At 69.9% G+C, this 24,204-nt stretch carries 17 protein-coding genes; 4 read left to right on the top strand and 13 right to left on the bottom strand.

What is annotated here, in order from left to right:
* Positions 1 to 4: 4 nt before the first annotated feature.
* Together LCHO_RS18325 and LCHO_RS23775 are read right to left on the bottom strand one after the other, a co-directional pair.
* The gene (locus LCHO_RS18325) at positions 5 to 1,354 is read right to left on the bottom strand and encodes a metallophosphoesterase family protein (RefSeq protein ID WP_012348683.1); all 1,350 of its coding nucleotides are present in this window, start codon (positions 1,352 to 1,354) and stop codon (positions 5 to 7) included.
* A complete protein-coding gene (locus tag LCHO_RS23775) occupies positions 1,354 to 3,531 on the bottom strand; it encodes a hypothetical protein (protein ID WP_012348682.1) in 2,178 nt (725 codons plus the stop codon). Before LCHO_RS23775 ends, LCHO_RS18325 begins: the two co-directional genes overlap by 1 nt.
* A 168-nt stretch (positions 3,532 to 3,699) precedes the next feature.
* On the opposite strand from LCHO_RS23775, the gene LCHO_RS23770 reads away from it, so the two are divergent.
* The 3 genes from LCHO_RS23770 (at position 3,700) to LCHO_RS18305 (ending at position 6,630) form a co-directional block, all read left to right on the top strand.
* Entirely contained in the window at positions 3,700 to 4,260 is a 561-nt protein-coding gene (locus LCHO_RS23770) for a histidine phosphatase family protein (protein ID WP_012348681.1), read from the top strand.
* A gap of 126 nt (positions 4,261 to 4,386) precedes the next feature.
* Complete coding sequence (locus tag LCHO_RS18310) at positions 4,387 to 4,839, top strand: CBS domain-containing protein (RefSeq protein ID WP_012348680.1); 453 nt, start codon at positions 4,387 to 4,389, stop codon at positions 4,837 to 4,839.
* Between the two features lie 63 nt (positions 4,840 to 4,902).
* The gene (locus tag LCHO_RS18305; protein ID WP_012348679.1) at positions 4,903 to 6,630 is read left to right on the top strand and encodes an ABC transporter ATP-binding protein/permease; all 1,728 of its coding nucleotides are present in this window, start codon (positions 4,903 to 4,905) and stop codon (positions 6,628 to 6,630) included.
* 12 nt (positions 6,631 to 6,642) lie between these two features.
* Here the strand turns inward: LCHO_RS18305 and ppk2 are convergent, their stop codons facing one another.
* From ppk2 to LCHO_RS18250, 11 genes are all read right to left on the bottom strand, one after another.
* Positions 6,643 to 7,467, bottom strand: a complete 825-nt coding sequence (ppk2, locus tag LCHO_RS18300; RefSeq protein WP_012348678.1) for a polyphosphate kinase 2 — start codon at positions 7,465 to 7,467, stop codon at positions 6,643 to 6,645.
* A 10-nt stretch (positions 7,468 to 7,477) separates the two neighbouring features.
* Complete coding sequence (locus LCHO_RS18295) at positions 7,478 to 7,702, bottom strand: hypothetical protein (RefSeq protein ID WP_012348677.1); 225 nt, start codon at positions 7,700 to 7,702, stop codon at positions 7,478 to 7,480.
* Positions 7,703 to 7,887: 185 nt separating this feature from the next.
* Positions 7,888 to 8,922, bottom strand: a complete 1,035-nt coding sequence (locus LCHO_RS18290) for a TRAP transporter substrate-binding protein (protein WP_012348676.1) — start codon at positions 8,920 to 8,922, stop codon at positions 7,888 to 7,890.
* A gap of 43 nt (positions 8,923 to 8,965) precedes the next feature.
* Complete coding sequence (locus LCHO_RS18285; protein WP_012348675.1) at positions 8,966 to 10,297, bottom strand: TRAP transporter large permease; 1,332 nt, start codon at positions 10,295 to 10,297, stop codon at positions 8,966 to 8,968.
* On the bottom strand, positions 10,294 to 10,830 hold the full coding sequence (locus tag LCHO_RS18280; protein WP_012348674.1) for a TRAP transporter small permease: 537 nt from the start codon (positions 10,828 to 10,830) through the stop codon (positions 10,294 to 10,296). Before LCHO_RS18280 ends, LCHO_RS18285 begins: the two co-directional genes overlap by 4 nt.
* A gap of 184 nt (positions 10,831 to 11,014) precedes the next feature.
* On the bottom strand, positions 11,015 to 11,653 hold the full coding sequence (maiA, locus tag LCHO_RS18275) for a maleylacetoacetate isomerase (protein WP_012348673.1): 639 nt from the start codon (positions 11,651 to 11,653) through the stop codon (positions 11,015 to 11,017).
* Positions 11,654 to 11,657: 4 nt separating this feature from the next.
* On the bottom strand, positions 11,658 to 12,365 hold the full coding sequence (locus LCHO_RS18270; protein WP_012348672.1) for a fumarylacetoacetate hydrolase family protein: 708 nt from the start codon (positions 12,363 to 12,365) through the stop codon (positions 11,658 to 11,660).
* A 52-nt stretch (positions 12,366 to 12,417) separates the two neighbouring features.
* Positions 12,418 to 13,455 carry a cupin domain-containing protein gene (locus LCHO_RS18265; protein WP_043704470.1) on the bottom strand — a complete coding sequence of 346 codons (1,038 nt, stop codon included), beginning with the start codon at positions 13,453 to 13,455 and terminating at the stop codon, positions 12,418 to 12,420.
* Between the two features lie 14 nt (positions 13,456 to 13,469).
* On the bottom strand, positions 13,470 to 14,672 hold the full coding sequence (locus tag LCHO_RS18260) for a 3-hydroxybenzoate 6-monooxygenase (RefSeq protein WP_012348670.1): 1,203 nt from the start codon (positions 14,670 to 14,672) through the stop codon (positions 13,470 to 13,472).
* 196 nt (positions 14,673 to 14,868) lie between these two features.
* The gene (locus LCHO_RS18255; RefSeq protein ID WP_012348669.1) at positions 14,869 to 17,379 is read right to left on the bottom strand and encodes a fibronectin type III domain-containing protein; all 2,511 of its coding nucleotides are present in this window, start codon (positions 17,377 to 17,379) and stop codon (positions 14,869 to 14,871) included.
* Positions 17,380 to 17,387: 8 nt separating this feature from the next.
* Positions 17,388 to 18,734 (bottom strand): hypothetical protein, encoded by a 1,347-nt coding sequence (locus tag LCHO_RS18250; RefSeq protein WP_012348668.1) that lies wholly within the window; start codon positions 18,732 to 18,734, stop codon positions 17,388 to 17,390.
* Positions 18,735 to 19,404: 670 nt separating this feature from the next.
* Here LCHO_RS18250 and LCHO_RS18245 point away from each other — a divergent pair.
* Positions 19,405 to 24,150 (top strand): cupredoxin domain-containing protein, encoded by a 4,746-nt coding sequence (locus LCHO_RS18245; protein ID WP_012348667.1) that lies wholly within the window; start codon positions 19,405 to 19,407, stop codon positions 24,148 to 24,150.
* The last annotated feature ends 54 nt before the right edge of the window (positions 24,151 to 24,204 follow it).

The following is a 24,204-nucleotide window of genomic DNA, read 5'->3' as shown; positions in this document are numbered from 1 at the left end:
CGGTTCACGCCGGGCTGCGCTCGAAGCACCGCAGCTCGGCCTCCAGCGCGCCATCCGCGCCGGGTGCCACGCGCACGTAGTTCAGCGCGTAGGGGTAGATGCTCTCGTCGCGCAGGTCGTCGAGCGTGACCTTCTGGCCCGGCTTGAGCTCGAGGTAGCGGGTCCAGCAGCCGGGGTTGAAGTAGACGCCGCCGCCGTCGAGGTCGAACTGATCCACCTGGTGGGTGTGGCCCATCACCACCACGCGCGCGCCGGTTTCGTCGACGCGGTCCTGGGCTGCCGTGCGCAGCTTCTTCTTGCCGTCCTCGAAGCCGCCACGCACCAGCGCCGACAGCGTCACGTCGTCGTTGGCGCCGAGCGTGACGCCGTCGTGGCGGGTCTCGAACAGCGCCTGCCACGCCGCCTCGTCGACCTGGCCGAGCAGCCCGAGCATCACCGCGGCCAGCGTGTCGGCATCGATCGGCCCGGCGCGCCAGCGCGCCAGCGATTGCGTGAGCCCGGCCTGCACCAGCGCCGCCTCGACCGCGGCCCGGAAACCGGCATCGTCGCGCGCGCGTTCGAGCAGCCGCAGGCCGATGTCGTCGGTGGTGCCCGACTGCAGCACGGTCGGCGAGGTGCCGCTGACGAACTTCACGAAGGTCCACGCCACCGAGGCCAGACCGGCCTTGTCGTCGCGCAGCAGCACCGACGCCAGCTTGGTCACCGGCAGCAGGTTGTCGGCAAACGGGTAGCGGCTCTCTAGCCGGTTGACGAACTTGACCATGAACAGCGTGCCCGGGCACATCTCCAGGCGCGGTTCGCCGCCGCCTTCGAGCGGGCGGATCGGTGCGTCCCAGTGCTCGAAGCGGTTGGCCGGGTCGTCCATGTGGCCGTGGCCGATCTGCAGCCGGCCGTCGTGGCGCTCGACCCAGGTCGCGCCCACCTCGAAGCGCAGGCCGGCGCCGGCCACCTCGCGCAGGCGCTGCTGCACCGCCGGCCAGCAGAGGTCGACGTCGTGGTTGCCGGCGGCGATCGTGACGAGGTTGCCGCTGTCCTGGAAACGCGCCAGCGCCGCGAAGATCTCGGGGTGGCCGCCGACGATGGTGTCGAGCTTGGCGAGCGATTCGCGCTCGCTGCACCAGTGGCGGTCCGACGGATGCGAATACGCCGCCGTGTTGACCTGCGCGAACTCCAGGAAGTCGCCGTTGAAGATCAGTTCGATGCGGCCCAGCAGGCCCTCGGGCGTCTGCGTCGCCTGCTGGTCGAGAAAACGCACCAGCTGGCCGCCCTGGTAGATGTGGTCGTCGCCCGGGTCGGCGCTGCCGCCGCCCACATGCAGGTCGCTCACGATCAGGGTCACACGGTCGTCGGACATCACCTACCTCCTGCCGCCCGGACGGGCGGAAAACTGAGCTGGCATTGCAGCGAATAGAACAGCGGAACCGGGTTGCCCCGTTCGAGCAGATGGTGGCGGCGCAGGCCGTGCATCGCCACCGCCAGCGAGCCGCTGCGGCGCAGGTAGCAGTCGACCACCTCGGCGCCGAAGTGCGCGCCGAAGACGATCGGGATCGCGTGGCTGGTGGCGATCATGCCGAGCGCGCCGCGGCGCCGGAACTCCTTCAGGAAGGTCGAGAACGCCAGCGGTGAATGCGCGCCCGACTGGCACGAGTTCAGGAACACGATCGGCGCGGCGCGGTAGGCGGTGTCGCCCTGCAGGTCGCGGGGCTTGAGGCCGCAGTCCTCGGCCAGCTGCAGCAGCTCGTCCTTGCCGCCGAACGGGTTGGCGGCGTTGCCGTGGCAGTAGATGTAGATCAGCGTGGCGTCGTTGGCGGCGTTCTGCAGCACCCGGCGCATCGCCTTGCAGTCGGCCTGCAGGCCGTCGAGCCGGCCCTGCTCGCCCAGTCGCGCGGCCCAGGCCTGCTGCACCGCGATCGGCTTGTCGGCCGCCTCGACGCCGTCGATGTCGATCGACGGGTTCAGGTTGACCGACACCTTAGGGCTGCATTCGAGCTGCAGCTTGCGCAGGCCGCCGAGCGAGCCGCTGCCGCGCTGCACGGTCTCGATCGCGTAGCGTGCGCCCCAGAACGCGCTGGCGTCGAGCGGGTGCGCGGCCTTCTGCTCGTCGGTCCAGCCGGCCGACCACTCGCGCGGGTAGAGGATCTCCCACGGCAGGAAGACGTCGTCGGTGGCGATCGTGATCACGCTGCCCTGCGGCAGCGCGGCCTCGATGTAGTCGAGCGCGCGGGCCAGTGCGTCGTCCTCGCGCAGGCTGTCGTTGAGCAGCGCGCCGGCCGCCGCCACGCAGGCCAGCGTGCGCCCCAGCGCCACCGGCACCGGCCCGGTCGGCGGGGCGGGCAAGCGGCCGTCGAAGGTGCGCCAGACCTTCGATTCGTAACACGGCTCCAGCTCGCCGCGCACGCCGTTCATCAGCGCCTCGAGCTTGCCGCGGTCGATGCCGTCGGAGACGAAACGGTCCTCCGACTCGACCTCGCCGTCCCTCAGATGGCGCAGCTCGATGCAGAAATCGCCGCCGTCGAACGACAGCGAGACGTGCAGCCGGTGCTCGGGCGGCGGCGGCGCCGACAGCGCATCGCCCAGCAGCGCCAGCGGCACCTGGTTGGCGGGTGCGGCGGTGGGGGGCAGGGCGTCGAGTTCGGCCGCGCTGGCCACGACCAGAATCGTCAGCTCGACCTGGTGCACGCTCTCGCCCTTGACGAGAAAGTCGACGTGCACGCCGCTTGTCGGCTGGCCCGGGGCGTCGCAGCTGGCGCCGGCGGTGAGCTGGAAGTTGACCGGCGTGATCATCGTGCCGTCGCGAAACTGCGCCACGCCGATCCGCTCGCCGCTGATCGCGAGGCCGCCCCGGGCGGTGGCCTGCAGGGTGATGTCGATGTCGGCGTGGCGGGCGGCGTCGAGCGCCGCATGCGCGACGGTGGCCATCGCGTCGTCGGGCGGCACCGCGTAGTTGAAGCTCAGGGTCGCGCTGCTGTCGACCCGCAGCGCCGCGCCGCGGGCCTGTTCGCCGCGCAGCACGAAATGGAAGGCCTGCTGCGGCTCGGCCTCGGGCACGGCCTCGAACATCGCATCGGATGCGGCGGCCGGTGGCGGCGCGGCAGATGGCACGGCAGAGGGCACGGAAGGCGGCCCGGTCTGCTTGAAACGGATGCTGGGCATCGACTTGATCGGATGCTGCAGGGAGGGGGAAAACTCGAACGGCACGACGTCGGCGACCTTCAGCGCCGCAGGCTCGTCGATCACCCTCGCCGCCGGCTCGTCGACCGAAGATGTCGCCGGCTCGTCGACGGGCGTGCCGAGGGCCTCGCCGACCGAGCGCAGCGGCACCTGTGCCAGCACCCGCGCACCGGCCTCGGCGTCCAGCAGACCGACGCGCCAGGCCGCCAGCAGCTGCAGCGCCCAGGCTTCGAGGCGGTGCCAGAACGCAGCCCCCTGCGGGTGGATGCGTGTCAGGTCGTCCAGCATCGCGAGCTGCGCCGCGAGCGGCATGCTGGTGGCTGCTTTCAGCAGGATCTTCAGCAGCGAGTCGTCGATCATCGAGGTGCCTCCCCGCGCACGGATGCGTGCCCGTCGTGGCCGCAGTGTTGCGCAGTTCGGGGCGATCGGCCAGTGACGTTGGTCGGTGCCGGTCCGGCGCCCCCGATCGGCCATCGGATCGATTTGGCTATGCTCGGGTCGCACAGACCTCCGACTCCGACCCACGCCATGAAGCTCTATCTGGCTCGCCACGGCGAGACCGATCTCAACATCGACGACCGCTACCAGGGCCGCAGCAATGCGCTGCTCAACGAGCGGGGCCTGGCGCAGGCCGAGGCGCTGGCCGCGGCGCTGCCGCCGGACATCACGCACATCGTGGCCTCGCCGCTGCTGCGCGCGCTGCACACCGCGCAGGCGGTCGGCCGTGCCCGCGGGCTGCCGGTGCGCACGATGGCCGGCCTGCGCGAAAAGCATTTCGGCCGCTTCGACGGCCTGACGCCCGACGAGGTGGCGGCGCGTTTCCCGGTGCTGTGGCACGGCGGCGTGCTGACCTCCTGGGACCAGCCGCCGCCCGGCGGCGAGACCACCCGCGCGGTGGTGCAGCGGGTCTCGCTGTGCCTCGATGAACTGCGCGCCGTGCACGCCGGCGACACCGTGCTGCTGGTGGTGCACGGCTTCGTCGTGCGGGCCTTGCGCCATCTGATCGACGGCCTCGACGAGTCCGAGTTCTTCATCGCCCCGCGCATCGGCAATGCCGAGTTCCTGGTGCGTGAGCTGCCGGACACCTGACCGGCAAGGCCTGCGCCGGTCGCCTCGGCCTGGCGGCCGTCCATCCGGGCCACGCTTGCTTCTGGTCAACCGATGCCGCGTGCGCCGGGCGCATAAACAAGGTCTCACCGATCGAAGGAACGCGCCATGCCCACCTGCCTGAAAGACTTCGCGACGGGGATGGTCGCGGTGGTCGAGCCCGACACCCAGGCCCTGGTGGCCGCCCAGCTGATGCGCAAGCACCACGTCGGCGCGCTGGTGGTGGTCGACGCGGCCGAGCAGACGCGGCCGGTGGGCATCGTCACCGACCGCGACCTGGTGCTGGGCCTGATGGCCGAAGGGCTCGACCCGGCGCTGTTCACGGTGGGCGACATCATGTCGACCGACCTGGTGCTGGCGCGCCCCGAGATGGACGCGCTCGACGCCGTGGCGCTGATGCGCGAGCGCCGGCTGCACCGCATCATCGTGGTCGACGACGTCGGCCGGCTGGTCGGCATCGCCACCGTCGACGACGTGCTGGCCGTGCTGGCGCAGGGGCTGCTCGATCTGTCGCGCGGCGCGATCGGCGCACGCGACCGCGAGTTCGAGCAGCGCGCCTGACAGGTCTGTCGGTACTGACATCATGGCGGCCGGTGCGCGCCCGTTGCACGCCGCCGCAGCCCCATGACGACACAGGAACAACCCGGGTTCAACGCCCGGCTGGTGCGACGTTTCATCACCATCGCGGCGCCGTATTTCCGCTCCGACGAGCGCTGGCGTGCCGCCGGCCTGCTGGCGCTGCTGGTCGTGCTGCTGCTCGGCCAGACCGGCTTCAACGTGATGTTCAACCACGAGAGCGGCGAGTTCACCTCGGCGCTCGCGGCGCGTGACGCCGACCGCTTCTGGTCGTCGATCGAGCGCTTCACGCTGATCCTGATCGGCGGCGTGCCGATCTACGCGGCCTACTACTTCGTGCGCGACACGCTCGGCCTGCGCTGGCGCCAGTGGCTCACGCAGCACTTCCTGGATCGCTATTTCGCCCACCGCGGCTACTACCGGCTCAACGCCATCGTCGGCATCGACAACCCCGACCAGCGCATCGCCGACGACGTCAACGCCTTCACCGGCCAGTCGCTCTACTTCACGATGATCGTGCTGGGTGCGCTGATCGAGCTGATCGCCTTCTCGGGCGTGCTGTGGTCGATCTCGCAGACGCTGGTCTACTTCCTGATCGCCTACGCGCTGGTCAGCAGCTTCATCGCCGCCACCGTGTTCGGGCCGCGGCTGGTGGCGCTCAACTTCGCGCAGCTGCAGCGCGAGGCCAACTTCCGCTTCAACCTGGTCCGCCTGCGCGAGAACGCCGAGTCGATCGCCTTCTACGGCGGCGATGCGCGCGAGATGTCGACGCTGCGGCGCGTCTTCGACGCCGTCTTCCGCAACTACCAGCGCGTGCTGCGCTGGCAGTTCAAGCTCAACCTGTTCCAGTACGCGCACAAGTTCCTGACCATCGTGCTGCCGAGCGTGATCATTGCCGGCGACGTGCTGTCGGGCGAGCTCGAGGTCGGCCGCGCCATCCAGGCCGCCGGCGCGTTTGCGGCGATCCTGAGCGCGCTGACCGTGATCGTCGAGCACTTCGAGGCCCTGAGCCGCTTCGGCGCCAGCATCGACCGGCTCTACGGCTTCTCGGACATCCTCGACCAGCAGGCCACGTTGCCGGCCGGCGAGCACGACGACGGTGTCGGCCAGATCCACACCGCGCCGGCTGCCGAGCTGGCCATCGAGCAGCTCACGGTGCTGACGCCGCAGCGCGAGCACCTGCTGATCCGCGAGCTCACGCTGGCCGTGCCGCCCGGCCAGGGGCTGCTGATCGTCGGCCCCAGCGGCGGCGGCAAGAGCTCGCTGCTGCGCGTGCTGGCGGGGCTGTGGAACACCGGCTCGGGCCGCGTGCGGCGCCCGGCCGTGGGCGAGATGCTGTTCCTGCCCCAGCACCCGTATCTGCCGCTGGGCGACCTGCGCTGCCAGCTGCTCTACCCGCACACCGAACGCGAGATCTCCGACGCCGAGCTGCTGCTCTGGCTCGACCGCGTCAACCTGCCCGCGCTGGCCGAGCGGGTCGGCGGGCTGGGCGCCGAGCTGGACTGGGCCAAGGTGCTGTCGGTGGGCGAGCAGCAGCGCCTGGCGTTTGCGCGTGCGCTGCTGGCCAAGCCGCGCTACGTGCTGCTCGACGAAGCCACCAGCGCGCTCGACGGCGTCAACGAGGAGCTGCTCTACCAGCAGCTCGCCGGCCTGTCGATCACGCCGATCAGCGTCAGCCACCACCCGGCCGTGCTGCGCTACCACCGGCAGGTGCTGGATCTGCCCGGCGACGGCAGCTGGACGCTGCAGGCCGCCGAGGGCTGGTGCCCGGGCTGAGGGACGGCCGGCTCAGCGCCAGCCGGCCAGCGGCTTGAAGGCACCGCGCAGGCTCTCGCGCCCCGGCGGGCCGGGCAGCGGCTCGAACGCCAGCACCTCCTCGGGCACCGCCACGTCGGGCAGGCGGTCGAGCAGATGGCGGATCAGCGTCAGCCGGCCGCGCCGCTGGTCGTTGAAATCCACCAGCGTCCACGGCGCCGCTTCGGTGTGGGTGGCCTTGAGCATGGCGTCGCGGGCGGCGCCGTATTCGCGGTACTTGAGGCGCGCCTGCAGGTCGATGGGTGACAGCTTCCAGCGTTTGCGCGGGTCTTGCACCCGCTCGGCAAAGCGCTTTTCCTGCTCGGCCTGGTCGACCGTGAGCCAGTACTTGAACAGCAGGATGCCGTCCTCCACCAGCGCGCGCTCGAAGTCGGGCACCTGCCTGAGAAACGCCTTCGCCTGCGCTTCGGTGCAGAAGCCCATCACCCGCTCGACGCCGGCGCGGTTGTACCAGCTGCGGTCGAACAGCGTGATGCGCCCGGCCGCCGGCAGGTGCGGCACGTAGCGCTGGAAATACCACTGGCTGCGCTCCTCGTCATTGGGCTTGCCGAGCGCCACCACCTGGCACAGCCGCGGGTTCAGGCCCAGCTCGATGGCGTTGATGACGCCGGTCTTGCCGGCGGTGTCGCGCCCCTCGAGCACGATCAGCAGCCGCTGCCCGGTGTGCTTGACCCAGCGCGCCACCTGCATCAGCTCGAGCTGCATCGGCTCGAGCGCGGCCTCGTAGTCGGCGCGGCTCATGGCGCCGTTCTTGCCGTTGCCGACGCGCTTGTCGGCCTTGTCGTTGCCTTTGCCCATCGTCTGCTCCTTACCTGGACTCGACCGCCCCGCCGCGTGCCTCGTCGGCCTCGCGCTGGTACTTGTCGTACGGCATGTTGACCCGCGCCATGCAGCGCTGGCGCTCCTGCATGTCGATGATCTTGTCGCAGGCGTTGCGCTGCATGGCCTGGCCCGATTCGTAGGCCATGCGCGATGAGCAGGCGCCAAGAAAGGTGGCCGCGGCAAGGGTCAGCAAAAGGAGGGTGGCGTGCATGGTCGAGAGGCGATGTGAGTTGCAGCAGATCCGGAATCTACGCCAGCGTGTGCGGCAACCCGCCCCTGCACACGTCAAGTGCCCTCGAAAAAGCGCTGGCCGCGCACCTGTCGATCAGGTGGCGGCCAGCATCGCGTGGCACCACGCCCCTGGGGCGTGGTCACGGGTTCGGTTCAACCGCTGGTTCAGCGGTCGTACTGATTGATCAGCGCGCGGGCGTCTTCCAGCAGCGCCTTGCCGTTGGCGCCCTTGGCCGAGACGTCCTTGATCCACTCGTCGTCGACGTTTTCGCTCGCCTTGACCCAGCGCTGGTATTCGGCGGCGTCGAGCTTGAGCAGCGCGTTGCCACGGTCGCCGGACATCTTGTGGTTGCCGGCGACGACGCTGTCGAAGCCCTTCTCGCCGGCCCAGGCCGAGGTCGCCGGGCCGCTGTTGTCGTCGATCACCTTCTTGAGTTCGGGGGCCAGGCTGTTGTACTTGGCCTGGTTCATCACGAAGGCGAACAGCGAGTTGGCGAACTTCAGCTGGCCGGTCGGCACGTCGAGGTGGCTCTTGGCGATCTCGTGCAGCTTGACGGTCGGCACGCCTTCCCACGGCACCATCGCGCCGTCGATCACGCCCTTGCTGATCGACTCGGGCACCGCCGGCAGCGGCATCTGCACCGGCGTGGCGCCCAGCGAAGCCAGCATGCGCGAGTTCAGGCGCGTGGCGGCGCGGATCTTCAGGCCCTTGAGGTCTTCGAGCTTGCTCACGCCCTTGGGGTTGGCCAGGTGGAAGGACGAGCCGTCATTGGTGTGCAGCCACAGCGGCTTGACGCCGCGGTATTCGTCGAGCGCGTTCTTCTGCACGTAGGCCCAGTAGGCCTGGCTCGAACCCTTGGCGCTGCGGGTGAAGAACGGCAGCTCGAAGACCTCGCTCTTGACGAAGCGGCCGGCCGAGTAGGTCGGCAGCGTCCAGACGATGTCGGCCACGCCGTCGCGGGCCTGGTCGAACAGCTGCGGCGGCGTGCCGCCCAGCGTCATGGCCGGGTAGATCTGGCACTTGAGCTTGTCGGCCGATTCCTTGGCGATCTTGTCGCACCAGGGCTGGATCAGGTTGAGCTGCACGTTCGAGGTCGACGGCAGGAAGTGGTGCACCTTGAGCACCACCTGCTGGGCCATCGCCGGGGTGGCGCAGACCGCGGCGACGGCCGCGGCGATCAGGGAATGACGGATCTTCATGTTGGGCTTTCCAGGGTGGGAGGGATGAAAAGGCGCCGCAGGTTCAACTGCCGAACGTGCGCACGAGCACCAGCGAGAGCGAGGGGAAGAACAGCAGCGCGACGATGCGCACCAGGTCCGAGGCCAGGAAGGGCATCACGCCCTTGAAGGTCTCGGTCAGCGGCACGTCGCGGGCCAGCCGGTTGATGATGTAGACGTTCATGCCCACCGGTGGGTGCACCAGTCCGATCTCGACCACCATCAGCGCCAGGATGCCGAACCAGACGCTCTTGTCGACCTGCGACAGGCCCCAGAAGTCCAGCCCCATCACCACCGGGTAGAAGATGGGAATGGTCAGCAGGATCATCGCCAGGCTGTCCATCACGCAGCCGAGGAACAGGTAGACGAGCAGGATCGCCACCATCACCAGCAGCGGCGGGAAACCGGCGGCCTGCACCCAGGCGGCCAGTTCGGCCGGCATCTGCGACAGCGCCAGCGCGCTGTTGAGCATGTCGGCGCCCAGCAGCACCAGGAAGATCATCGCGGTGGCGCTGGCGGTGCCGAGCGCGCTCTCCAGGATGCCCGGCCAGCGCATGCCCCCGCGCAGCACGGCCAGCGCGCCGCAGGCCGCCGCGCCGATCGCTGCCGCTTCGGTCGGGTTGGCCCAGCCGCCGTAGATGCCCACGATCACCACCGCGAACACCACCAGCACCGGCAGCACCTCGGCCATCGCCTTCAGGCGCTCGGGCCACGGCACCGGCTCGCCGGCCGGGCCGGCGTCGGGCTTGAGGCGCACGATGATCTGCACCACGACCATGTAGCCGACCATCGCGATCAGGCCCGGCAGCACCGCGGCCATGAACAGCTTGCCGATCGACTCCTGCGTCAGGATGGCGTAGATCACCAGCGGCACCGACGGCGGGATCATGATGCCCAGCGTGCCCCCGGCAGCCAGGCAGCCGGTGGCCAGCGCGCCGGAATAGCGGTGGCGCTTGAGCTCGGGCAGCGCCACCTGGCCCATCGTCGCGGCCGTGGCGAGCGACGAACCGCAGATCGCGCCGAAGCCGGCGCAGGCGCCGATCGACGCCATCGCGATGCCGCCGCGCCAGTGGCCCATGAAGGCGCTGACGAAGCGGAACAGGCTGCGGCTGAGGCCACCGTTGGTGGCGAACTGGCCCATCAGCAGGAACAGCGGGATCACCACCAGGTCGTAGTTGGACAGCCGCGCATAGGCCAGGTTCTTCAGCGACGCCAGCAGCGGCGTGGCGTCCATGCCGCTCAACGCGAAGTAGCCGCCGGCACCGGCCATGAACATGGCGATGCCGATCGGCACGCGCACCACCAGCATCGCCATCAGCGCGGCGAAGATCAGGCCTCCGGATGCAATGCCGCTCATGCCTTCTCTCCACGCAACAGCCGCGAGGCCATGTAGAAGCCCGCCAGGGCGAGCACCACGAAGCCCGGCACCATCAGCACCTGGGCGATCCACAGCGGCAGGCCGAGGATCGGCGAGGTCTCCTCGAACTCGCGCAGGTTCATCGCACCGGCGAAGCTGCGCCAGGCGATCAGCGCGCCGAACAGGCCGACCAGCACCGAGCCCACGCCGTCCATCCGGCGCACCGTGATCTCGCGCAGGTGCTGGGTGAAGAAGTCGACCCGCACGTCGCCGTGGTTCAGGTGACACCAGGCGAAGAAGCTCGCCGACGCGAACGCGGCGCACATCTGCAGCAGCTCGACGTCGCCGGGCACCGGTGCCGAGGCGATCTTGCGGCCGACGATCGAGACGATCGACATGCCGACCAGGGCGATGAAGACCAGTCCGCCGGCCAGCGCCAGCACCCGTGCGCACGCCCTCAGCGCGCGGCCGTAGGCGCCGTGTTCGACCGGCGCGACGGCGGGCGCGAGGTCAGGGGGTAGGGGTTCGTGCACGGAAAGTCTCCAGTTTGGGAGCGTGCATTCTCCCTACCCTCGAAACGGTGGGCCAGAGCGAATGCACGCTAGCAGCTATGCCAATCGGGTATATCGGGTTAGCCCTGATTGGATTGAATTGGCATGCTTTGGCCGAGGACGACCGGCGAGTCGCCGATGCAGCGTCCCCGGTTCGGGGGCCCGGTCAGGCGTCCGGCTGCGCCGCCGGCGCGGCGCGGCGGAACGCTTCGAGTTGGCCGCAAGCCGCATCCACCGCCGCGATCAGCGGCCAGCGCGTCAGGTCGACCTTGAAGCGCCGCGCGCTCTCCACCTGCGGCACCAGGTAGACGTCGGCCAGCGTCGGCGCGTCGCCGAAGCAGAACGCACCGCGCTTGGCATCGGCCGCCAGCAGCGCCTCGATGGCATCGAAGCCGTCGCCGATCCAGGCCGCGCACCAGGCGTTGACCGTGGTCTCGTCGGCGCCGAACTGCTTGCGCAGCGTCTCGAGGATGCGGCGGTTGTTGATCGGGTGGATGTCGCAGCCGACGATCGCCGCCAGCGCACGCACGCGGGCGCGGTCTTCCGGGTCGGCGGGCAGCAGCGCCGGGCTCGGGTGGCGCTCTTCCAGCCACTCGATGATGGCCGGCGACTGGATCAGCATCCGGCCGTCGTCGAGCGCCAGCGCCGGCACCAGGCCTTGCGGGTTGATGGCCTTGAACTCGGCCTTCAGGTGCGCCTCGGTGCGCAGGTCGACCGCGACGTACTCGGTCGTCAGGCCCTTGAGGTTCAGGGCAATGCGCAGCCGATGCGAGGTGCCGCTGCGAAAGAAGTTGTACAGCTTCATGGGTTTATTCAGCCGCGCCGATGGTCAGCGCGACCTCGGCCACGCCGGCCACGTGGCCGGTGATGTGGTCACCCGCCACCACCGCGCCCACGCCTTCGGGCGTGCCGGTGTAGATCAGGTCGCCGGGCTGCAGGTGATAGAACAGGCTCAGGTCGGCGATGATTTCGCGGATGTCCCAGATCAGCTTGTTGACGTCCGAGTGCTGCTTGGTGACGCCGTTGACGGCCAGCGCGATCTCGCCCTCGCCGATCACCGTGCCGGCCATCGGCACGATCTCGGAGCAGACCGAGCCTTGCTCGATGTCCTTGCCCAGCGTCCACGGCCGGCCCTTGTCGCGGGCGACGAGTTGCAGGTCGCGGCGCGTCATGTCCAGGCCCACGGCGTAGCCGTAGATGACGGTGTGCGCGTCTTCGGCCTTGACGCGAAAACCTGCCGCGCCGATCGCCACCACCAGTTCCATCTCGAAGTGGTAGTTCTTGGTCTCGGGCGGATAGGCCACGGTGGCACCCGACTCGACCAGCGTCGACGGCGCCTTGGTGAAATAGAACGGCCGCTCGACGCTCTTGTCGACCGGCTTGCCCATCTCGACCGCATGCGCGTGGTAGTTGCGGCCGACGAAGAACAGGCGGTTTACGGCCAAGCGCTCGGTCTTGCCGCGCACCGGCAGAGAGTAGACGGGCGGCGGGTTCCAGAGGTAGGTCGGTTCGGTCATGGGGTTTCCTGAAGATTCAAAGCAGATCTAAAAAGAAGGGGCGGGCCGATTTTCAGCCGCGGTTCTCGAACACGCCGAGCTTGCGGTGCAGCGGCGATTCGTCGGCGATGAAGACGAAGGTGGGCGTGTCGGCCGAGCGGTTGACGAGGCTCACCTCGGTGTAGCCGGGCGCGCAGCAGGTGTCGGCCTCGGTGAGCGTGAAACGCTGGTCTTCGACCTTCACCTCGGCACCACCTTCGATGACGTGGAACACCATCGCCGGCGAGCGCACCGGCAGGCGCAGCGTCTGGCCCGGGCGCAGCATCAGCGCGTAGAAACCGAGGATGTTCTCGACGTCGGCGCCGGTCTCGGGGTTGACGTAGGTGACCTGCACCGCGTCCAGATCCGGCCGGTCGGCGGCCAGCGACACCAGCGCGGCGCGTGCGTCGACCCACGGGTAGCGCAGCATCGGGTAGCGCTTGTCCGAGCGATCGAACATCACCGTCGGCGCCACGCCGCCGCGTGCATAGGCGCGGTCACCCTGGCCGGGCTTGACGGTCTGGCGCTCGCCGTTGATGTGATACGAGGCCTCCATGTAATAGACCAGCGGCAGATCGAGCACGTCGAGCCAGACCACCGGCTCGCTGCCGTCGTGGCCGTGTTCGTGCCACAGGCCGGTGGGTGTCAGGATCAGGTCGCCACGCGACATCGGGCACTTCTCGCCGTCGACCGTGGTGTAGGCGCCTTCACCCTCGACGATCATGCGCACCGCGTTGGGCGTGTGGCGGTGCGACGGCGCCCACTCACCCGGCAGCAGCAACTGCATGCCGAGGTACATCGCGGCGCTGGCCTGCATCTTCTCCAGGCCGTGGCCGGGGTTGGCGAGCACCAGCACGCGGCGCTCGGCCTTCTCGATCGGCGTCAGTTCGCCGGCTTTCAGCAGCAGCGGCTTGATCGATTCGTAGGCCCAGGCGGTGGCGCGGGTGTTGGGCCGCGGCTTGCCCGGCGGCAGCACGCCGCGCAGGCTCGGCCACAGCGGCACGAGGTTCAGGTCACGCAGTGCCTGCACGTAGTCGGCGGGCAGGTCTTCGAGGCGTCCAAGTTCTTGCATGGTGTGTTCCCCAATCATTTCGCCAGACAGTTGTCGACGTTCCAGCCGTACAGCCATTCCATCGCGTCATAGAAACGCTCGGGCGTGCGGCCTTTCCACAGGTCGTTGCGCACCAGGCGCTCGACGCCCTTGGCGTGATAGATGCGACCCATCTCGCGGCTGGACAGCACGATGCGCGCGGTGCGCGCCACGCGCGAGCGCTGGTACAGGTCGAAGGCCTGGGTGAAATCGTTGCCGTTGACACGCAGCGCCTCGCCCAGCGTCACGGCATCTTCGATCGCCATGCAGGCGCCTTGCGCCATGTACTGCGTGGTCGGGTGGGCGGCGTCGCCCAGCAGCGTGGCGCGGCCGTAGGTCCATTGGCCGATCGGCTCGCGGTCGGCGGTGGCCCAGCGTTTCCAGGTCTTGGGCAGGTCGATGAGCTGGCGCGCCTTCGGGCAGATGCCCTGGAAGTAGCTCTGCACCTCCTCCTTGCTGCCGTCGCGCACGCCCCATTCCTCCTGCTCGCGGCTGTGGAAGGTGACGACCACGTTGTACTGCTCGCCGCCCCGCAGCGGGTAGTGCACCAGGTGGCAGTTGGGGCCGACCCAGATGCTGGCGGCGTTCCACTGCAGGTCTTCGGGGAAGTCCTTCTTGTCGACCACCGCGCGGTAGACCACGTGGCCGGTCACGCGCGCCGGGTCGTTGACGTACTGCTGGCGCACCACCGACTTGACGCCGTCGGCGCCGATCAGCGCCACGCCGCGGTGGGCGGTGCCGTGCTGGTCGTAGACGGTGACACCGGTGTCGTCCTGCTCGATGCGCTCGCAGCGCGTCGAGGTCAAGAACTCGATCCGGCCGGTTTCCTGCGCACCTTCGAGCAGCGACAGGTGCACGTCGACGCGGTGGATCACCGCGTAGGGGTTGCCGAAGCGCTGGATGAAGGCCTCGCCGGTGGGGATCTTGCCGACCTGGTATTCGTCGATGGCGTCGTGCATCACCATGTAGTCGGTGTAGACCGCGCGGCCGCGCGCCTTCTCGCCCACGCCCAGGGCGTCGAAGGCGTGGAAGGCGTTGGGGCCGAGCTGGATGCCCGCGCCGATCTCGCCGATCTCGGGTGCCTGCTCCAGCACCTTGACCTTGAAACCCTGGCGCACCAGCGCCAGCGCCGCGGCCAGGCCGCCGATGCCACCACCGGCGACCAGCACCGGGAGATCCGAAAGTCCAGTTGCGTTCATGTGCGAGTCCTTGCGCTGTGAATGCTGATAGTGTGCATGCTGACGATTAGTTTAATGAAGATCTGATCCGAATCAAATCAGGGTTCACCCGAATCTTGTGCACCGAGGTTGACGCAGTGCGTCGAATCCGGCATGAAAAACGCCCCGGGCGGCGAGCCGTCCGGGGCGTTGCGATCAGCCTGATGGCCGTGTGCGATCAGCGCGGCGTGCCGACCACCGCGGCCGACCAGGCGCCGGTCAGCCCGACCGTGCCGGTGTGGCTGCGGATGCGGAACGACTGGGCCTGGCGCGAGGGCAGGCCGTCGACGTTGAACGTGCGGGTGGCGCGGCCGTTCAGGCGTGTCACCGGGATCCAGGTGGCGCCGGCTGCATTGCAGACGGTCAGCGCGCCGACGCAGCGCTCGAGCTCGTAGCCGGCCACGGCCGCCACGGTGCTGGCGGTCCAGCTCAGCGGCACCCGGCCCACCGGCGTGGCACCGACGCCCAGCAGGCCGTTGGTGACGTTGCTGCGCAGCCCGGCCGGCACCGGCAGGGTGCCGTTGTGGCGGACGACCTGCGTGGTCGGGCCCTGGGTGGCGCCGTTCACGGCGTTGACCCGGTAGGCGTACAGCGCGTTGGCGGCCAGGCCGGTGTTCTGCACCGTGGTGGCGTTGGCGGGCAGGTTGCCGCTGGGCGTGGTGATCGTCGCGAAGGCGCCCGTGGTGGCGGTGCCGTTGGCCGCGATGGTGATCGTGGCGCGCTGCACGCGGTAGCCGGTTTCGCCGGTCGACGCGTCGGTCCAGTTCAGCCGGGCGCTGTTGGCCACCGTGCCGAGCACGGCGCTCAGGTTGGCCGGCGCGACGATGCTGATCAGCGCCGGCGTGGTCACGGTGATGACGTTCGAGCCGGCCGCCGGGGCGCGCGCGTGGGTGGCCTGCACCTGGTAGGTGTAGGCCGTGCTCGGCGCCACGGTGGTGTCGGTGTAGACCGCCGTGTTGGCCGCCAGCGTGGCGATCACCAGGCCGTTGCGCAGCACCAGGTAGCCGGCCTCGTTGGCGGCGTTGTCGGTCCAGCGCAGCGCGACGCTGTTGCCGGTGACGGCGGTGGTGGCCAGCGCGCTCGGTGCGATCAGCAGCACCGGGGTGCTCACCGTGATGGTGGCCGCGGCGCTGCGGCCGCCGGCGTTGACGGCCACGACCTGGTAGGTCAGCGTGCTGTCCTGCGGCGCGGCGGTGTCGACGAACGAGGTCGCGTCGGCCGCGGTGGTGGCGATCAGCACGCCGTTGCGCAGGATCTCGAAACCGCCCTCGTTGTCGGCGTTGTCGCTCCAGCCGAGCGTGACCTGGGTCGGCGAGTCGGCCACCGCACCGATGGCGCCCGGCGCGGCCGGGGGTTCTGACTGGTCGAGTGCGGCCAGCGTGCGCACCGGCACGCGGTCCCAGCCGCCGGCCGACGACATCACGGTGACGTGCGAGGGCGGCGCCACCGTGGCGATCGGCGCGCCGACCGGGCGCAGGTATTCCTGCACCGTCAGCGTCGGCGGCACGCGGGTGTCGCTGGAGCTGGCGGCGATGTTGAGCAGGCCGGTCGACAGGTCGTAGTCGGCCTGGGTGATGGTGACCTGGTCGACCAGCGCGCGCACCAGCCGGGTGGCGTCGGTGTTGCCGTCGGCGACCAGCGCATTGACGTCGATCGCGCCGGGCAGGGCGGTGGTGTCGGGTGCGTCGGCCAGCACCTCGCTGGTGAAGAACTTGCCGTTGCCGTCGGCGGTCAGCGGCGTCGGCGTGGCCAGGCGGGCCGACGCGGCCGGCGTGCCGGCGCTGTCCTGGATCGTCACGGCGGCCGTGGCCGCCGAGGTGGCGAAGGCGTCGACCTGGCCGACCCGCTCGGGCGTGCGGCTGTAGGTCACGCGGTCGGCGTCCAGCGGGGTCTGCACCCGGCCGTCGAACAGCTGGCCCTGCACCACGAACAGGTCGGTGCGGATGACGTTGCTGCCGTTGGCGTTGATGACGATCGGCAGGCCGTTGAAGTCGGTCGCGGTGATGCGCACGAAGTTGGTGTCGCAGGGGCTGCCCACCACCGGCTGCGGCGTGGCGCCGTCACCGATGTAGCCGGCTGGTGGCGGCGGTGCCAGCACCGGATCCCAGGTCAGCCAGGGGCCGACCTTGCCGCGTGCGTCGGGCTGGTCGGGCACGAAGCTGATGTCGAAGGTCTCGCTCAGGTCGCGGCCGGTTTCCAGGGCCTCGATGCGGTAGCTGTCGACGCCGTACGGGTGCTCGACCTGATACACGCCGGGCTGCGGCACGTCCAGGCGCAGGCGAAAGCGCGTGAAGGTGAGCTGCTCGCCGGCGGTCGGCTCGGCGGTGGCGTAGGTAGCCTCGGCGGCCATCACCAGCAGGGCCTCGAAACCGGCGGTGGCATCGGCCACCGAGGCTTCGGCCAGCCAGTAGAACGACTCGCCGCCGGTGCCGGTCTGTGCCGACACCAGGTTGCCGGGCACCGGCTCGTCGAAGAAGCACAGGTCGGCGTTGCGGCAGATCTGCAGCGAGGTGCCGCGGCTGTCGCTGACGTATTCGGCGTAGCCGTCGACCGGGTTCAGCGGGCCGGTGGCGTAGGGCGTGGCGCCGTTGGGCACCGGGCAGGCGGCGTGGGCGACCGAGGCGGCGTACAGCTCCAGCGCGCCGGCCACCAGTGCCACGGAAAGTTTGCGGTTGAACATGGTGGTCATTCCCCGGCTCATTGGTTGACGACGGTCAGGGGCTTGCTGCCCACGCCGCCTGCACTCGATTGGATGGTCACGGCCGCCGGCAGCACGCTCAGGCCGGACAGGGTCAGGGCGCCGTCGACCAGCGGGGTGGCGCTGCCGCCCAGCAGCAGGCTGAGCGTCGGCGCGCCGGTTGCGGCCTGGTCGCTGGACGTGGCGCTCACGCTCAGCGTGCAGCTGCGCGGCGTGCCGCTGCAGACCGCGCTGGCGCTGCCGACCGTCACGAGGTCGGTGATCGGCACGTTCTGCGTCGGCGCCGGGCCGTTGCCCTGCGCGGCGTTGCTGGCGTTGAACGCCACCGTGGCCGGCACGCTGGCCAGCGCGGTGTGGACGAAGAAGCGGCCGGTGCCGTCGCTGGCCAGCGTGCCGCCCGGGGTGGCGGTGACGGTGGCGGTGCTCGGTGCGGTCGCGAACAGGCTGATCGACTGGCCGGCGCTGCGGCTGTAGTAGGCGCCCGTGACCGTCAGCGGCGTGATGCCTTGCGGGGCGAGCTTGCCCATCACGGTGAACAGCGGGTTGCTGATCACGCTGGTGCTGCCGTCGCCGTCGGCGTCGGTCGGGTCGATCGCCAGCGGCGTGGTGCCGTTGAGCGTGGTGGCGCTGATGCGCACGAAGTTGCGCCCGCACGGGCTGCCGACCACGCGGTGCAGCGTGGCGCCGTCGCCGATGTAGCCGGCCGGCGCGGCCGGGGCCGCCGCCGGATCCCAGCGCAGCCAGGGGCCGACGCTGCCGGTGCGCGCGCCGTTGGGCGTGAACTCGATGTCGGTGGTGTCGTTGACCTCGCGCGACAGCGGGCGGTTGCGGTCGTCGACCACCGCGTTGACGGTGTAGCGCTTCTCGCCCCACGGGTACTGCACGGTGTAGATGCCGGGCACGGTGACGTCGATGCGCACGCGCAGGCGGGTGAACGAGAACTGCTCGCCGGCGGCCGGGATCTCGGTCAGGTAGGCCGCTTCGGTGGCCATCACGACCAGCGCGTCGATCGCGGCGGCGCCGGTGGTGGCGATCTGGTTGTCGGCCAGGAACCAGAAACCCTCGCCGCCGAAGCCGGAGGCCTCGGACTGCGCATTGCCGGCCACCACCGGGTCGAAGAAGCAGGGCGGCGGGTTGCCCAGGCCGTCGACGCTGTCGGTGCAGATCACCAGCGAGACGCCTTCCGAATCGGTCACCGTGTTCGCGAAACCGTGCACCGGATCGACCGGGCCGGCGGTGAACGGCGTCGTGTTGTCGGGGCGGCACAGCGTCTGTGCCATCGGGCTCGAGGCGGCGGCACTGGCCAGCGCCAACGCGAGCGCCAGCGGCTTCATGCGCATCGTCATTGCGTTTCTCCTGTGGGTCGTTGGGGGCGCTGCGGCCATGTGCGGCCGCGCGCTGTTGAGGATTTCTTGTCCGGTGTCCAGTGAAATTCCTTAATTCAGATTAAAGGATGTGTGGGTTGTCACGGGTGCCGGTTCTGGGTGTAGCGAGAAACATACAGTTACTTTTTGGTGTGAATTGAGATGATTTTTCGCACCGTCCTGGGGCGTTGACCCCCCGTGTCGACGGTGCTTTCCGCAGGAGCGGCGGCTGCGGATCGCTCGAACAAGGGGTGATCGAGCGGCTCGGCCGGGCGCTTCGCAGGGCCGCATCAGAGGGGGTGAGCGCAGGAATCCGGTTCAGGATCGGTTCAGGCACCAGGCCGAGAAAGTGAACGAAATCAGCCACTTGAGCTCATAGGACGTGGCCGGTCAGAGGCCGTTTGACGTGCTGTTCTCCCTCTGGCGGAGGTCGTTCGATGGCTCGGATGGCGGGTGGTTCGTGACACCGGACGGGCGTGTTGGTGCAGTCGATTCGGTGCACGCACAAAAACCGTCAAATTTTTGTGTGTTTGATCTCGATCAACCTTATTCGTGAAAAATGACTCGCACATAAGAAACGCAAAGTAACCGGCCTGTCGCGTGATCCGCCCCCGAATCCGGCCGGTTCCGTGGGCTGGCTTCAGGAATCACGATGAAGCGAAATTTCATGCGGGTGCCTCTGCACACCGCCTTGGCCGTGACCGCCAGCCTCGGGCTGGGCTGGAGCGGCAGCGTCTGGGCACGCAGCAGCGGCACCGTGGTGGCCGACGTGGTGGCACTCGACCAGCCGCTGGTCTACAACCGCTTCGGCTCGTACAACCCCTACGGCATGGTCTACGCGCTCAAGCGCGACGTGGTCGACCTCGTCAGCGGTCGCACGCTCGATCAGCCCGGCGTGGTGGCCACGCCCTGCCAGGTGGCGCTGCGCTCGGACAAGCGCCCGCGGCCGCTGGTGCTGCGCGGCAACGTCGGCGACCGGCTCGAGGTCAACTTCACCAACCTGCTGTGCCGTGACGCGCCGGGCGTGCCCGGCAACGACCTGCCGACAGCCCCCGACCTGCCCGACGGCGACGCGGATGCCGAGGCCGGCGGCGGCTTCGACCGCCCGGCCACCCGCATCGCCTCGATGATGTTCAACGGCCTGAGCCACGACACCACGGCCACCGGCTACGACGCCTGGGATCCGCGCGTGACCGGCATCGCCGGCATCGAGCCGGGCCGGTCGATCACCTACCGGCTGCTGCTCGAGCGCGAGGGCGCGCAGATCTTCCACGACAACGGCGCGCCCGCAGGCGGCCAGGCCGACGGTGGCTCGACGGTGCTGGGCCTGTTCGGCAGCGTCAACGTCGAGCCGGCCGGCGCGGACGTCTACCGCAGCGAGGTCAGCGCCGAGGTGCTGGCCGCCGCGCGGGCCCAGGCCGGCGGTTCGGCGTTCCTGAACTACGAAGCGGTCGACCCCGACGGTGCGCTCACCGGGCGCGCCGGCCTGCCGCTGTTCAACATGCACCAGCCGCTCGGTGCCGGTCGCTGGCAGCTGGTGCACGGCGACCTGAACGCGGTGGTGCAGGGCTACAACGTGGTCTCCGACGGCTACGCGGTCACCAACGAGAACTGGTTCCGCGAGTTCACCGTGATCCTGCACGACGAGCTCAAGACCGTGCAGGCCTACGGCGACGCCTTCGATGCCACCGGCGCCGGCGCCGGCCTGCGCGACGGTTTCGCGATCAACTACGGCGCCAGCGGCCTGGGCGCCATCGTGGCGGCCAACCGCGCCGGTGTCGGCCCGGCGGCCAACTGCGCCGAGTGCGCGCTGGAAGATTTCTTCCTGACCTCGTGGGCCAACGGCGACCCGGCCATGATCGTGCAGCAGGGGCTCGACGGCCGGCCGGTGCAGCGCTACCCGGACGATCCGGGCAACGTGCACCACAGCTACCTCGGCGACCCGGTCAAGTTCCGCACCCTGCAGGCCGGCGTCAAGGAAACCCACGTCTTCCACCTGCACGCCAACCAGTGGTTCGCCAAGAGCGGCGCCGGTGACGGCAAGTCGGCCTACCTCGACAGCCAGACCATCGGCCCGCGCCAGGGCCTGAGCTTCGACATCGCCTACACCGGCAGCAACCGCAACCTGGCGGTCGGCGACGCGATCTTCCATTGCCACATGTACCCGCACTTCGCCCAAGGCATGTGGGGCCTGTGGCGGGTGCACGACGTGTTCGAGGACGGCCGCCGGCGCCTGCCCGACGGCGAACTCGGCCGTGGCACCGACCCGCTCAGCGGCCAGACCGACGGCGGCGCCTACAGCCCGGCGCTGCTGCCGATCCAGGGCGTGGCGCTGGCGCCCGCGCCGACCTACGGCGCGGCGGCGACGCCCGGCTTCCCGTTCTTCGTGCCCGGCGTGGCCGGCCATCGCCCGCCGCAGCCGCCGCTCGACCTGAGTGCCGACAGCCGGCTCGGCGAGACCGGCCTGGGCCGCCACATCATCACCGCCGGCACCCGCGAACTGGGCGCCGGCGTGGCCGCGGCCGACCTGTCGTCGCACATCCTGAGCGCCGACCTGACGCTGCTGCCCGACGCCGGCACGCCGCTCGAACGTGCCGCGATGGCCTTCCACGCCCGCAGCGCCGGCCACGCCAGCCGCACCCCCGCCGGTGCCGGCGCCACCTTCAAGGTCAACGGCCGCCCGGCCGCACCGGGGGCGCCGTTTGCCGACCCCTGCCCGGCGACCGCGCCGACGCGCCGCTACGACGTCTCGGCGATCCAGCTCGACCTGGTCGTCAACAAGGCCGGCTGGCACGACCCGCAGGCGCGCATCAACGTGCTCAGCAGCGAGGTCTCGGCCTACGAGGGCAAGACCCGTCCGGCCGAGCCGTTCTTCTTCCGCGCCCACTCGGGCGACTGCATCAACTTCTTCCACACCAACCGCACGCCCGAGGTGCTGGCGCGTGACGACTTCCAGGCCCTCACGCCCACCGACACCATCAGCCAGCACATCCACCTGGTGAAGTTCGACGTCATGGCCTCCGACGGCGGCGGCAACGGCTGGAACTACGAGGACGGCACCTTCGCGCGCGGCGCGCTGATCGAGCGCGCCGAGGCCGCGCTGGCGCCCGGCGGCTCGGTGCGCCAGATGGCCGACGACGGCAGCGTGCGCCTGGTCGACGGCCACGCCGTGCTGCCCGAGCCGGCGGCCATCGGCTACCAGACCAGCGTGCAGCGCTGGTGGGCCGACGAACTGTTCGACAAGGACGGCCGCGATCGCACCCTGCGCACGGTGTTCTCGCACGACCACTTCGGCCCGTCGTCGATCCAGCAGCACGGCTTCTACAACGCGCTGGTGGTCGAGCCCAAGGGCACGCAGTGGCTCGACACCCGCAGCGGCCAGCCGCTGGCCGGCGGTGTCGGCCCCGAGGCGCTGGTCAAGGGTGCGCAGGATCCGGCCACGCACCCGGACTTCCGCGAGTTCCTGCTCGCCAGCGCCGACTTCGCGCTGCTCTACACCGCCGACGGCCGCCCGGTCGATCCGCCGGCCAGGCCCGAGGCGATCTCGGCCAGCCACCACAACCCCTACCTCGTCAACTACAAGAACGAGCCGCTGCCGCTGCGCCTGTCGAGCAACGGCGACAAGTCCGGCCTGTACACCGATTCGCGCGCCGACCCGGCCAACCTGTTCAGCTCGCGTCTGCACGGCGACCCGTACACGCCGGTGCTGCGCGCCTTCGAGGGCGAGCGGGTGCAGCTCAAGCTGATCCACGGCGCGCAGGAGGTGCAGCACGTCTTCACGCTGCACGGCCAGCGCTGGAAGCGCGAGATCTCCGACGCCAACGCGCCCTACGTGGCCGCGCAGGAGCTGGGCATCTCCGAGCACATGGAGATGGACCTCGGCCTGCTCGCCAAGGTCACCGGCGGCGCCAGGCAGGTCGACCACCTGTTCCACTACGGCAGCACCGACGCGCTGTGGAACGGCGCCTGGGGCATCTTGCGCACCTACGCCGATGCCAACGCGCTCGACAGCCTGACCGGCACGCTGGCCACCGGCCTGATCCAGCCGCTGTCCACCCGCCTGGTGCAGGGCACCGGCAACCTGCTCGGCGGCCTGCTGGGCGGGCTGCTCAACACCACCACCTCGGCGCTGGGCCTCAACGGCTGCCCGGTCGGCTCGACCGCGCGCACCTACAACCTCGAGGTCTGGGCCGCGCGCGACCTGCTGCCCGGCGGCGCGCTGGTCTACAACCGGCGTGCCGGCATCAGCGACCCGAGCGCGCTGATGTACGTGCACGCCGCCGATGTCGCCGCCCTGCGCGCCGGCAGCAAGGCGCCCGAGCCGCTGGTGATGCGCGCCAATGCCGGCGACTGCATCACCGTCAACCTGCGCAACCGCCTGCCGGCCAACCTGCCGGTGCCCGACCTGCCGGGCGATGCACCGCTGCCGCAGGTCACCTCGCTGGGCGTCGACGACATCAAGCCCTCGCGCCAGGTCGGCATCCACGCCCAGCTGGTGCACTTCGACCCGCGCAGCAGCGACTCGGCCAACGTCGGCCTCAACCCCGAGCAGCTCGTTGCGCCGGGCCAGAGCCGCAGCTACGTCTGGTACGCCGGCACGATCGACTGGGACCTGCTCAACGGTGTGGCCAAGGGCGGCACGCCGCGCGAGTTCGGCACCGTGCCGCTGCGCGCGATGAGCGACGTCGTCAAGCACGGCAGCCAGGGCCTGGTCGGCAGCCTGATCGTCGAGCCGCGTGGCGCCACCTGGTGGAACGCGGCCAACACCAGCACCACCGGTGCCGACCGCGCCACCGAGGCCGTCATCCGCAGGAGCGACGGCAGCCGCTACCGCGAGTTCGTGCTGCACTACCAGGACGGCCTGAACCTGCGCCTGGGCGCCGAGCGCGCCGCGATCCGCCAGCACGACACCGGCGACGATTCCTACGACATGGGCGAGCGCGCGCTCAACTACCGCGCCGAGCCGCTGTGGTCACGCATCGACTACAACGGCCAGCCCAACGCCGAGTGCCAGCTGGCGCTGACCGTGTCGGGCGACATCAACCCCTGCGTACTGGCGCCCACGCTGATGACCGACAACGACGCCCGCCTGCCGTCCGACCTGCGCGGCCTGCCGGTGGAGACGCCGGTGTTCGGTGCCAAGGCCGGCGAGGCCGTGACCTTCCGGGTGCTGCAGGCCGACGGCCGGGCGCGCCAGCACAGCTTCCGCGTCATCGGCCACAGCTATGCCGACCTCGGCATCGAGCGCTTCGTCGCCACCGGCGCCAGCCTGATCGCCCCGGGCAAGGGCGTCAGCGCCAGCCTCTACGGCGGTGCGAAACGCGGCTACTGGCACTACCGCGACGGCCCGACCCAGTTCGTCAACAGCGGTCTGTGGGGCTTGTTCAAGGTGCAGTGAGGAATAAAAAAACCGGGCTCGCAAGGCCCGGTTTTTTCTTGAGTTGTGCGGCGC

The sequence above is a fragment of the Leptothrix cholodnii SP-6 genome (genome assembly GCF_000019785.1).
Classification (GTDB): domain Bacteria; phylum Pseudomonadota; class Gammaproteobacteria; order Burkholderiales; family Burkholderiaceae_C; genus Sphaerotilus; species Sphaerotilus cholodnii.
Note: the sequence above shows the minus strand (reverse complement) of the source record. Positions and strands in the feature narration are given on the sequence as shown.

What these genes read in the sequence shown, in the direction of transcription:
- LCHO_RS18255 (WP_012348669.1), bottom strand. Translation starts at nt 17,379, where the DNA reads ATGACCACCATGTTCAACCGCAAACTTTCCGTGGCACTGGTGGCCGGC.
- LCHO_RS23770 (WP_012348681.1), top strand. Translation starts at nt 3,700, where the DNA reads ATGAAGCTCTATCTGGCTCGCCACGGCGAGACCGATCTCAACATCGAC.
- LCHO_RS18260 (WP_012348670.1), bottom strand. Translation starts at nt 14,672, where the DNA reads ATGAACGCAACTGGACTTTCGGATCTCCCGGTGCTGGTCGCCGGTGGT.
- LCHO_RS18310 (WP_012348680.1), top strand. Translation starts at nt 4,387, where the DNA reads ATGCCCACCTGCCTGAAAGACTTCGCGACGGGGATGGTCGCGGTGGTC.
- LCHO_RS18250 (WP_012348668.1), bottom strand. Translation starts at nt 18,734, where the DNA reads ATGACGATGCGCATGAAGCCGCTGGCGCTCGCGTTGGCGCTGGCCAGT.
- LCHO_RS18270 (WP_012348672.1), bottom strand. Translation starts at nt 12,365, where the DNA reads ATGACCGAACCGACCTACCTCTGGAACCCGCCGCCCGTCTACTCTCTG.
- LCHO_RS23775 (WP_012348682.1), bottom strand. Translation starts at nt 3,531, where the DNA reads ATGATCGACGACTCGCTGCTGAAGATCCTGCTGAAAGCAGCCACCAGC.
- LCHO_RS18285 (WP_012348675.1), bottom strand. Translation starts at nt 10,297, where the DNA reads ATGAGCGGCATTGCATCCGGAGGCCTGATCTTCGCCGCGCTGATGGCG.
- maiA (WP_012348673.1), bottom strand. Translation starts at nt 11,653, where the DNA reads ATGAAGCTGTACAACTTCTTTCGCAGCGGCACCTCGCATCGGCTGCGC.
- LCHO_RS18245 (WP_012348667.1), top strand. Translation starts at nt 19,405, where the DNA reads ATGAAGCGAAATTTCATGCGGGTGCCTCTGCACACCGCCTTGGCCGTG.
- LCHO_RS18295 (WP_012348677.1), bottom strand. Translation starts at nt 7,702, where the DNA reads ATGCACGCCACCCTCCTTTTGCTGACCCTTGCCGCGGCCACCTTTCTT.
- ppk2 (WP_012348678.1), bottom strand. Translation starts at nt 7,467, where the DNA reads ATGGGCAAAGGCAACGACAAGGCCGACAAGCGCGTCGGCAACGGCAAG.
- LCHO_RS18305 (WP_012348679.1), top strand. Translation starts at nt 4,903, where the DNA reads ATGACGACACAGGAACAACCCGGGTTCAACGCCCGGCTGGTGCGACGT.
- LCHO_RS18265 (WP_043704470.1), bottom strand. Translation starts at nt 13,455, where the DNA reads ATGCAAGAACTTGGACGCCTCGAAGACCTGCCCGCCGACTACGTGCAG.
- LCHO_RS18325 (WP_012348683.1), bottom strand. Translation starts at nt 1,354, where the DNA reads ATGTCCGACGACCGTGTGACCCTGATCGTGAGCGACCTGCATGTGGGC.
- LCHO_RS18290 (WP_012348676.1), bottom strand. Translation starts at nt 8,922, where the DNA reads ATGAAGATCCGTCATTCCCTGATCGCCGCGGCCGTCGCCGCGGTCTGC.